Source organism: Microcella frigidaquae (assembly GCF_014200395.1).
GTDB lineage: Bacteria > Actinomycetota > Actinomycetes > Actinomycetales > Microbacteriaceae > Microcella > Microcella frigidaquae.
In genome coordinates this window covers 2,128,746-2,139,510 of sequence record NZ_JACHBS010000001.1, presented here as the reverse complement: position 1 = coordinate 2,139,510, position 10,765 = coordinate 2,128,746, and the positions used below count along the sequence as shown (strand labels likewise).

Genomic DNA, 10,765 nt, shown 5'->3' with positions numbered 1-10,765 from the left:
ATGGCGGAAAAAACCACGGCGACGGGCGGTGTCACGTACACCAGCGTCGACCAGTCGTACTTCGAGAAGCGCGGGCTGCGCCGCTCGGCGGGCGTTTGGGGCCTCTGGGGCCTCGCGGTCGCCGCGGTCATCTCGGGTGACTTCTCGGGATGGAACTTCGGCATCGACTTCGCCGGCTTCGGCGGCATGCTCATCGCCTTCGCCGTGCTCATGGTCATGTACTACGGCCTCACGTTCTCGATCAGCGAGATGTCGGCCGCCATGCCCCACACGGGTGGCGCCTACTCGTTCGCACGGTCGGCGATGGGCCCGTGGGGCGGACTTGTGACCGGTGCCGCGGAGACCATCGAGTACGTCGCGACCACGGCGGTCATCGTGTTCTTCTCCGCCCAGTACCTCGACGGCGTCACGAGCGGCCTGCTGAACTTCTCGCTCGCCGAGGCCGACATGATGTGGATCTGGTGGATCGTCCTGTACGTCGCCTTCGTCGCCCTCAACTCGGCCGGCGCGCACATCTCGTTCCGCTTCGCGATCGTCGTGGCGATCATCGCCATCGGCATCATCCTGGTCTTCTCGGTGATGGCGCTCGCCTCGGGCCTGTTCTCGTGGGACAAGCTGTGGGACATCGCCCCCAACCCCGAGGTCGCCGGAGCGACGACGTTCCTGCCCGAGGGCTGGCTCGCCATCCTGTTCGCGCTGCCGTTCGCCATGTGGTTCTTCCTCGGAATCGAGGAGCTTCCGCTGGCGGCGGAGGAGTCGCACAACCCGCAGCGCGACATCCCGCGGGCCGGTGTGCTGGCGCGCGGCACGCTCATCATCACCGGTCTGCTCGTGCTGTTCCTCAACACGGGCGTGCTCGGGGCCGAAGCGACGGGCGTCTCGCTCGAGCCGCTGCTCGACGGCTTCCGCGCGATCGTCGGCGATGAGCTCGCGGCGGTGCTCGCGATCTTCGCGCTCATCGGACTGCTCGCCTCGCTGCAGGGCATCATGTTCGCCTACGGGCGCAACATGTACTCGCTGTCGCGCGCGGGCTACTACCCGAAGTTCCTGTCGCTCACCGGCAAGAACCAGACCCCGTGGGTGGCGCTCACCGTCGGAGCCGTCGTCGGCTTCGTCGCGATCGTCGCGCTCGACCTGCTCGCCCGCCTCGACCCGGAGGGTGTGGGTGCCGTCGCCGGCGCGATCATCCTCAACATCGCGGTCTGGGGCGCTGTCGTGGCGTACTTCCTGCAGATGGTCTCGTTCCTGATCCTCCGCCGTAAGCTGCCGGACGTCGAGCGGCCCTACAAGAGCCCCTGGGGCCTGTTCGGCGCCTACAGCGCCGCGGCGATCTCGGCGCTCGTCTTCATCGGTCTGCTCATCAACCCGGCCTTCCAGGCGGCGATCGTGGCGATCATCATCGTCTACGTGCTGATCCTGCTCGGCTTCGGGCTGCACTACCGCAAGCAGCTCGTGCTCTCCCCCGAGGAGGAGTACGCGCTGAGCGGCGGAACCCACGAGCTCACCAAGGAGTGAGCAGCCCCGGTCGGGCGGCGCGCGCAGCGTCGCCCGACCGGGCCCCGCGCGCGGCGCGGGTCGCTGAGCCTTCGCGCTCGCGGCCCGCGCCGTCCGCGTTCGGGGCGGGATGCCCTCCGTCAGCCGGCCGCCGGTACGAGGGCGGGCGCGAACGCGGCGAGAGCATCCCGTCGACGGGCACGACCGGCCGCGAGCCGTGCCACCACGAGCGACACCCCACCGAGCAGCACGAGGGCTCCCGCGGCGGCGACGATGCGGGCCGGGTCTCCACCCGCCAGGAGCGCCTGCATGCCGTCGACCGCGGCGGTCATCGGCAGCACGGCGCTGAGGGCCGGGAAGGGATCGGCGAGCGCTGCGATCGGGATGATGCCGCCCGCCGCGACGAGCTGGAGCGCGAGCAGCAGCAGCGAGACCACGAGGCCGCCCCGCCCGAGCGTGAGCGTCAGCGCCGCATGTAGCGCCGTGAAGGCGAGCGCGATGAGCGCCGTGAACGCGAAGGTCACCGGCAGCAGGCTCAGGGCGAGACCGCTGACCGCGTGCACGAGCAGGGTGACGAGCCCGGCCTGCGCGAGGGCCAGCAGCGATGCCCGGCCCACGGTGCGGCGCACGATGATGCCGCCCGCGGCCGAGGTGCCGATGACCCCGCGCGCGGCGGGACGCAGCGCCAGGAAGGTGGCGAGAGCGCCGATCCAGAGCCCGAGGGGCACGAGCGTCTCGGCGATGACCGGGGCGATGCCGTCGACGGCGTTCACACGGTTGGCGTCGACCACGACGGGCTCGCTCGCGATCGCGCTGTCGCCGGCGTCGCCGGCGGGAACCTGTGCGGCACCGGTCGCGAGGCCGTCGGCGAGCTCGCCCGCGCCGTCGGCCAGCGAGGCCGCACCGGAGGACACCTCGGAGGTGCCGCCGGCGAGCGCACCGAGGCCCGAGGCCAGCCCGGCCGAGCCGGAGCGCAGCTCGGCCCCGCCGGCGGCGAGCGCGGCGGCGCCCGCGGCACTCTCGGCGATCCCGCTCTGAATGCCGTCGATGCCGGCGTTGAGCGGCGGCACGACCGCGGTCGCGGTGCCAGCGAGGATCTGCGCGTCGGTGAGGGCGTCGATGAACGCCTGCTGGTCGGCGGGGCTGAGATCGGAGGCAGCGATCACCGGGGCGAGGGCCGCCAGCTGACCGGCGAGCGCGCCGGCCGACGAGGGGATGCCCCCGAGCGCCGCCTGGCCCGCGTCGAGCTGCCCGGCGCCGGTGCGCAGCTGCCCGAGCCCCGAGGAGAGCGCCGAGACGCCGCCCGTGTACTCGGCGATGCCGCTGGAGAGGGCGGAGGCTCCGCCGGCCGACGCGCGGGCGCCGTCGCTCAGCTCGGCGAGCCCACCGCTGAGCTGGCTCGCGCCGTCGCTGAGAGCCGCGGCGCCGTCGGCGGCCTCGCCGAGGGCGGTGCCGAGCTCGCCGAGCCCGGCGGTCAGGCCGTCGAGGTACTGGGCGGTGATCGCGGCACCGAACTGCTGGGCGAGTCCGCTGCCGACCGCCTGGACGACCGAGCCGGCCAGGTAGCTGTGCGCGTCGTCGGTCTCGACCCGCAGCTGCGCCTGCACCGGATCGGCCGTGCCGATGGTGAGAAGGGAGGCCGAGAAGTCGCTCGGGATCGTCAGCACCGCGTAGACGTCGCCGCGCTCGAGCGCCGCTTGCGCCTCGTCGGCGCTGGTGACGCGCCACGCGAAGCCGGCGTCGTCGGTGCCGGTCAGCTCGGTGACGAGCTGACGGCCCGCGAACACGATCTGCTCCTCGCCATCGGGCGTGGTCGTGGTGAGCAGCTCGTCCTCGTTCACGACGGCGGCGGGGATGCGCTCGAGACCGCTCGTGCTGGTGCCGAAGGCGGCGAGGGCGAGGCCGAGCAGCGCGAGCGGAACGACGGCCGCGGCGACGATGGTCAGCCAGCGACGCGTCCGACCACGGGGGACGATGCGGTCGGCGACGGCGGTGACGGCGGCGGTCATGAGCCGCTCCTTTCGGAGAGAGCGAGAGAGGGGTCGGCAGCCCGCTCGCCGGCGGGTCCGTCCGCCGGGTCGGATCCAGCGGCGCCGACGGTGATGCTGGCCGGGATCGCGCCGTCTCCGGGCGTCGAGCCGGCCTCGCGGCCCCACACCCGCACGACGGGGGTCGGGGCGAGCCGCTGCACGAGGGCGTCGAGCATGTCGATGTCGTCGGCGTCGAGCGCGTCGTCCCGGTGGTCGAGCACGATCACGGGGCACGCGTCGAGGGTGGCGACGCCGGCGAGCACGACCGCCCGACGGCGGGCGTCGAGGCTGCTGACGCGGGCCTCCGGGTCGACGAGCGCGCCCGGCTCGACGCCGACCGCGGCGGCGGCCGCCGCGAGGCGGGCGATCCAGCGCTGGGTGCGGCGCGCGCCGCGCGGGTACCCGGCGGCGAGCGCGATGCGCTCGCTAACGAGGCCGCCGATCGTCACGCTCGGGGCGAGCCGGTCGCCGCTGACGTCGACCAGGGTGACCCGGCGCGACGCGCGGCCGGCCTCCGAGGGCAGCACGGCATCGGCGACCACGGCGCGGCCCGAGCGCGGCGGCAGGTAGCCGGCGAGGGTGGCGCCGGCGACGCGGCGCAGGCCGGGCTCGCCGACCAGGTCGACGCGGTCGCCGGGGCGGGCGGTGAGCGTGAGCTCCGCATCCGTGCCGTCGAGGCCCAGCCGGTCGGCGACGATCACGGCGTCGCCCATGGCCTCGGCCCAGGTGCGGTGCTCGCGGTGGTGCCGCAGCTTCTCGCCCTCGACATCGAGGTCGGGCAGCGCCCGGTCGAGCGAGCGCGGGAACCACCAGGCGGCCCGGCCGAACAGCGTCATGAGCGCGGGCCCGAGGGTCATGCGCACGAGGAAGGCATCGATCGCGATGCCGACGGCGAGGCTGAGGGCGATCGGCTTGATGAGCCCCGCCCCCTCGGGCACGAAGGCGGCAAAGACGAAGAACATGATGAGCGCGGCGGCGGTGACGACGCGGGCGCCGTTCGCGAAGCCGTCCTCGATCGACCGCTTCGCATCGCCGGTGCGCACGAACTCCTCCCGCATGCCCGAGACGAGGAAGACCTCGTAGTCCATCGCGAGGCCGAACAGCACGGCCATGAGGATGATCGGCATGAAGCTGAGGATCGGCCCGGGCTCGGCGTGCAGCAGCTCGGCGCCCCAGCCCCACTGGAAGACAGCGACGGTGACACCCATCGCGCTGCCGACCGAGAGCAGGAACCCGAGGGCGGCCTTGACCGGCACCAGCACCGAGCGGAAGACGGCCATGAGCAGGATGACCGACAGGCCGACGACGACGAGCCCGAAGGGGATCAGCGCACCGGTGAGCCGGGTCGAGATGTCGATGCCGACCGCGGTGACGCCCGTCACGGCGAGCGGGGTGCCGAACTCGGCCTCGATGCGCTCGCCCGCCGCGCGCAGGTCGGCGACGACGACCTTGGTCGCCGGGTGATCGGGCGCGGTCTCGGGCGCGACCTGGTAGATGGCGGTCTCGAGGCCCGGTGAGGGGATGCCCGGGCTGACGCTCGCGACGCCCTCGACCCGCTCGAGCTCGGAGCGGATCGCCGCGAGGTCGTCGAGGATCTCGGTCGTCTGCGTAATGTCGAGGGTGACGAGCAGCGGGCCGGCGGTGCCGGGTCCGAAGCCCTCCGCGATGAGGTCGTAGGCCTCGCGCTGGGTCGAGCCGGCGGGCTCGCTGCCGCCGTCGGGCAGGTTGAGGTCGAGCGAGAAGGCGGGGATCGACAGCACGCCGAGGAGGGCGACGACGGAGACGGTCGTCACGATGGGGCGCTTCATCACGCCGCGCACCCAGCGCCGCCCCATGGTCGGAGCGCTCGCGGCGACGGGGTGGGCCCGCTGCCAGGCGCGCGAGCCCTCCTTCGGCGCGAGCTTCGCCCCGGCGGTGGCCACGAGGGCGGGCAGCAGCGTCACGGCCGCCGCGATGGCGACGAGCACGGCGAAGGCGGCGCCGACGCCCATGACGGAGAGGAACGGCACGCCGACCACGAGCAGGCCGAGGAGGGCGATGATGACGGTGGCGCCCGCGAACACGACCGCGCTGCCGGCGGTGCCGGTGGCGACGGCCGCCGACTCCTCCGGGTCCATCCCCTGGGCCAGCTGGGCGCGATGGCGCGACAGGATGAACAGGGCGTAGTCGATGCCGACCGCGAGCCCGATCATCACGGCGAGCAGCGGCGCCGAGCTCGACACCGGGAGGAAGGCCGCGAGGGCGAGGATTCCGCCGACGACGATGCCGACTCCGATGAGCGCCGAGGCGAGCGGCATCCAGGCCGGGCGCAGCGAGCCGAAGGTGATGACGAGCACGGCGCCGGCGAACAGCACGCCGAGCACCTCGGTGATCGTCAGGCCGACGGTGGTGTCTTGGAAGATCTGCCCGGCGAATTCGACCCGCACGTCGACCGTGTCGGCGGTCGCGACGAGCGCGGCGATCGTCTCCTCCGAGACGTCGCTCGATGCGCCGTCGAGCTGCACGCGCACGATCGCGAGCGAACCGTCATCGCTGACCTGCCCGTCGGCGAACTCGTCGAAGGGGCCGAGCACCGAGTCGACGCCGTCGACCTCGGTCAGGGCATCCTGCAGCGTCGCGATCTGGTCGCGGATGCCCGCATCCGTCACCGCGGAGCCCTCCGGCGCGACGACCACGGCCTGCGCGCTCGCGCCCGACACGGCCGGGAAGAGGGCGTCGAGCTGGTCGAGCGCGATCTGCGACTCGGTGCCGGGAATGGTGAAGGTCTCGTCGGTCTGGCCGCCGAGCGCCACGGCGCCGCCGAGGACGGCGGCGAAGGCGAGCAGCCAGCCGATGATCACCAGTCGGGCGCGACGGTACGACGACCGGCCGAGCCGGTAGAGAAGCGTGGCCATGGGTCTCCTCAGGCGACGGGGGTATCGGCGGGCACGAGCAGGTCGTGCAGGATCTCGAGGAGGGCGGTACGCACCTCATCGATCGGGATCTCGCCGTTGAGTCCCAGTCGCTCGGCGGCCGCCAGGGTGTAGGCGACACCGCCGAAGGCCACGCCGAAGCGCAGCTTTTCGATGGTGGAGCCGCTGGCGAGCCGGAACAGCTCGGCCACGCGGCGCATGAGTTCGGTGGCCCGGTGCATCACGGGCACGTCGTCCAGGGTGGCCCCCTGGTTGATGACGAGGGGCACGACCTGGCTGTGGGTGAGCAGGAGGTCGACGAAGCGCTCCACGAAATCGGCGCGGCGCAGCACCGAGCCGCCCTCGTCGTCGATCAGCAATCGCTCGAGGTCGTCGAGCACGGGATCGACGATCTCGGCCAGCAGCTGCTCCTTCGACGAGAAGTGATACAGCAAGCTGGCCTTCGAGGTGCCCGCCAGATCAGCGATGCGCTGCAGCGAGGTCGCCGCGTAGCCCGCGCTCGCGAACTCGGCGAGCGCGACCGCGCGCAACTGATCGTGGAGGGACATGCCCTCAACGGTACTGACCGATCGGCCAGCTCTCTGACCACCCGGTCAGTCTCAGAGGATGCTCTGGGCGCAGTCTCAGGCTCGGGCGCGGCTGCCCGGTGTCACCCCGCGGCGCTCGACGGCGCGAGCCGCTAGCGTGGAGGCGACCTCGGGAGGCCCCATGCGCAAGTACATCCTCAACGGCGCGGTGCTCGGCGCCGCGTTCTCGGCCGTGGGCGTCATCAACGCGACCCGCACCGGCCCGCGCGACTGGCGCCTGGCCCTCATGTGGGTGAGCTGGGGCATCAACGTCGCGATCGCCGTCGGCACGGTCATCGAGGAGAGCCGCGAGCAGGACCGCCTGGCGCAGGGCCTCGGACCCGATCGGTTCGACGAGCTCGACGACTGACGCCTACGGGCACCCACGCGCGGGGACCCACGACGGGACCATCGGCCCTGGGCTGTGAGGCCGCGCGGGTCTAGCCTGTGACGCGAACGGCACGGCAGCCGGCAACCACGGGGAGGGCGCATGGGCGACAGCGCAGCGGCACCACGGCGCGCCGTGTACTTCGTCTCCGACGGCACCGCGATCACGGCCGAGACCCTCGGCAGCGCGCTGCTGGTGAGCTTCCCCTCCGTGCCGCTCGACCGGCACACCATCCCCTTCGTCGACACCCCCGAGGCGGCGGCCGAGGCGGTCGCGACGATCGCGGCAACGGCCACCGATCGGGCGCGGTCGGATGCCCCTCCCCTGGTCTTCACGACCATCCGCGATCTCGCCATCCGCCAGCGGGTCGCCGCCGCCCCCGCGATCGTGATCGACCTGCTCGGCGGCCACCTGCGCGAGGTGGAGGCCGCCCTCGGCGTCTCCGCGCAGCCGGGGCGCGGAACCGTGCACAGCCTCGGCGACCTCGACCGCTACCACGAGCGCATGTGGGCGATCGAGTACGCCATCGAGCACGATGACGGGCAGAGCCTGCGCGCCCTCGACCGGGCCCAGGTCATCCTCATCGCACCCTCGCGCTGCGGCAAGACGCCGACCTCGATGTACCTGGCCCTGCAGCACGGGGTCGTGGTGGCGAACTACCCGCTGACCGACGACGACCTCACCGCCGATCCGACCGGCGCGCTGCTGCCGGCGCCGCTGCGCGCGCAAGCCGCGCGGCTGTTCGGCCTGACGGCGAACCCGCAGCGCTTGAGCCAGGTGCGCTCGGCGCGGCGGCCCGACTCGGTCTACGCCTCCGTCGCCCAGTGCACGCGCGAGGTGCGTTGGGCCGAGGGCCTGTACCGCCAGCACGGCATCCCCCATCTCGACTCGACCGACCGGTCGGTCGAGGAGATGGCGGCCGTGATCCTCGCCGCGATGCGCCGCCGCATCACCCCCTCCGAAGGAGCAGAACGATGACCGACATCCTGTGGTTCGACGAGCTGGGCATGGCCGACGTGCCCCAGGTGGGCGGAAAGAACGCATCGCTCGGCGAGATGGTCAGCAAGCTGGGCCACCTCGGCGTGCGGGTTCCCGGCGGCTTCGCCACGACGGCGGATGCGTACCACCGCTTCCTCGCCGGCGACGGGTTGTACGACCGCATCATGCAGCTGGTGCTGCCGCTCGACGTCGGCGACGTGACCGAGCTGGCCCGCGTCGGGGCGACCATCCGGGGCTGGATCGAGCGGCAGCCGTTCCCGGCCGAGCTGGAGGAGAGCATCCGCACCGCCTACGACCGCCTGATCGCGAACGACCCCGACCCGGCCGCGGTCTCGTGGGCGGTGCGCTCGAGCGCCACCGCGGAGGACCTGCCCGATGCGTCCTTCGCCGGCCAGCAGGAGACCTTCCTCAACATCAGCGGCATCGACAACCTCCTGCAGGCGATCCGCAGCGTGTTCGCCTCCCTGTTCAACGACCGCGCGATCGCGTACCGCGTGCACAACGGCTTCGCGCACGACGAGGTGGCGCTCTCGGCCGGAGTGCAGCGCATGGTGCGCAGCGATGTCGGCGCCTCGGGCGTGATGTTCAGCATCGACACCGAGTCGGGCTTCACCGACGCGGTGCTCATCACCTCGTCGTACGGCCTCGGCGAGGCGGTCGTGCAGGGCGCGGTGAACCCCGACGAGTTCTCCGTCTACAAGCCGGGGCTGCGCGTGGGCCGCCCGGCGATCCTGTCCCGCACGCTCGGCGCCAAGGCCGTGAAGATGATCTACGCGGGCGGCTCGAGCATGGCGACGAGCACCGTGTTCACCGACGTCGACCCGGTCGAGCGCTCGCGGTTCTCCCTCACCGACGCCGAGGTGCACGAGCTGGCCCGGCACGCCCTCACGATCGAGGAGCACTACGGCCGCGCGATGGACATCGAGTGGGCGCGCGACGGCGTCGACGGCCTGCTGTACATCCTGCAGGCGCGGCCCGAGACGGTGGTCTCGCGGCGCGAGGGCCAAGTGCTCACCCGCTACGCGATCGGCGGCGACGCCGCGGCCCGCGAGGTCGTCATCGCTGGCCGCGCGATCGGCCAGAAGGTCGGCGCGGGCCCGGTGCGCGTGCTCACCCACATCGACCGCATGAGCGAGTTCGCCGAGGGCGACGTGCTCGTCGCCGACATGACCGACCCCGACTGGGAGCCGATCATGAAGCGCGCCTCCGCCATCGTCACCAACCGCGGCGGCCGCACCTGCCACGCGGCGATCATCGCCCGCGAGCTGGGCATTCCCGCCGTCGTCGGCACCGGCACCGCGACGAGCGTCATGACCGACGGTCAGGAGGTCACCGTCTCGTGCGCCGAGGGCGACGAGGGGCGCGTCTACGCGGGGCGGTTGCCGTTCGAGGTCGTCGAGACGGCGCTGGATGCGATGCCGGAACCCCCGACGAAGATCATGATGAACCTCGGCACGCCCGATCAGGCCTTCGCGCTCTCCCACCTGCCGAACCGCGGGGTGGGCCTGGCCCGGCTCGAGTTCATCATCAACCGCCAGGTCGGCGTGCACCCCCGCGCGCTGCTCGAGCGCGACCTGCTGCCCGCCGCCCTGCAGCAGCAGGTCGACGAGCACTGGCAGGCCTACCCCTCGCCGCGCGAGTTCTTCATCAGCCGGGTCGCCGAGGGCGTCGCCACCATCGCCGCCGCCTTCGCGCCCGAGCCGGTGATCGTGCGGTTGAGCGACTTCAAGTCGAACGAGTACGCCAACCTCGTCGGCGGCGACCGGTACGAGCCGCGCGAGGAGAACCCAATGCTCGGCTACCGTGGCGCGTCGCGGTACGTCTCCGAGGACTTCGCCGAGGCCTTCGCCCTCGAGTGCGCGGCGATGAAGCGGGTGCGCGACGACATGGGGCTGACCAACCTCGAGCTGATGGTGCCGTTCGTGCGCACCGTCGGCGAGCTGGAGGCGGTCATCCAGGTGCTCGCCGACAACGGGCTGAAGCGCGGCGAGAACGGGTTGCGCATCATCATGATGTGCGAGATCCCGTCGAACGCGATCTCGGCCGCGGCCTTCCTCGAGCACGTGGACGGCTTCTCGATCGGCTCGAACGACCTCACGCAGCTGACCCTCGGCGTCGACCGCGACTCGGCCCTCGTCGCCGGCTCGTTCGACGAGCGCGACCCTGCCGTGCTGACGCTGCTCGGCATGGCGATCGACGCCTGCCAGGCGGCCGGCAAGTACATCGGCATCTGCGGCCAGGGCCCGAGCGACCACCCCGACCTCGCCGAGTGGCTCGTCGACCGGGGCATCGGCTCGATGTCGCTCAACCCCGACACGGTCGTCGAGACCTGGCTGCGGCTCGCGAATCGTTAGGGGCCGGGCCTGTGGCTCGCCC

Annotated in this window: 7 protein-coding genes; 4 read left to right on the top strand and 3 right to left on the bottom strand. The window is 72.4% G+C overall.

Annotation, left to right across the window (positions count from 1 at the left end):
- On the top strand, positions 1–1,515 hold the full coding sequence (locus BJ959_RS10515; protein ID WP_153981796.1) for an amino acid permease: 1,515 nt from the start codon (positions 1–3) through the stop codon (positions 1,513–1,515).
- 119 nt (positions 1,516–1,634) lie between these two features.
- On the opposite strand, the gene BJ959_RS10510 is transcribed toward BJ959_RS10515, so the two are convergent.
- From BJ959_RS10510 to BJ959_RS10500, 3 genes are read right to left on the bottom strand one after another with little or no spacing between them, the layout of a single operon-like run.
- Positions 1,635–3,503, bottom strand: a complete 1,869-nt coding sequence (locus tag BJ959_RS10510; protein WP_153981795.1) for a YhgE/Pip family protein — start codon at positions 3,501–3,503, stop codon at positions 1,635–1,637.
- Positions 3,500–6,418 carry an MMPL family transporter gene (locus BJ959_RS10505; RefSeq protein ID WP_153981794.1) on the bottom strand — a complete coding sequence of 973 codons (2,919 nt, stop codon included), beginning with the start codon at positions 6,416–6,418 and terminating at the stop codon, positions 3,500–3,502. Before BJ959_RS10505 ends, BJ959_RS10510 begins: the two co-directional genes overlap by 4 nt.
- Positions 6,419–6,426: 8 nt before the next feature.
- On the bottom strand, positions 6,427–6,984 hold the full coding sequence (locus tag BJ959_RS10500; RefSeq protein ID WP_153981793.1) for a TetR/AcrR family transcriptional regulator: 558 nt from the start codon (positions 6,982–6,984) through the stop codon (positions 6,427–6,429).
- Between the two features lie 160 nt (positions 6,985–7,144).
- Between BJ959_RS10500 and BJ959_RS10495 the strand changes: the two genes are divergently transcribed.
- The 3 genes from BJ959_RS10495 to ppsA all read left to right on the top strand — a co-directional run bounded on the left by BJ959_RS10495 (position 7,145) and on the right by ppsA (position 10,743).
- Entirely contained in the window at positions 7,145–7,372 is a 228-nt protein-coding gene (locus BJ959_RS10495; protein ID WP_153981792.1) for a hypothetical protein, read from the top strand.
- Positions 7,373–7,492: 120 nt separating this feature from the next.
- Positions 7,493–8,368, top strand: coding sequence for a pyruvate, phosphate dikinase/phosphoenolpyruvate synthase regulator (gene ppsR / locus BJ959_RS10490; RefSeq protein ID WP_153981791.1), 876 nt, complete (start codon positions 7,493–7,495; stop codon positions 8,366–8,368).
- Positions 8,365–10,743 carry a phosphoenolpyruvate synthase gene (ppsA, locus tag BJ959_RS10485; RefSeq protein WP_153981790.1) on the top strand — a complete coding sequence of 793 codons (2,379 nt, stop codon included), beginning with the start codon at positions 8,365–8,367 and terminating at the stop codon, positions 10,741–10,743. Before ppsR ends, ppsA begins: the two co-directional genes overlap by 4 nt.
- Positions 10,744–10,765: the final 22 nt, after the last annotated feature.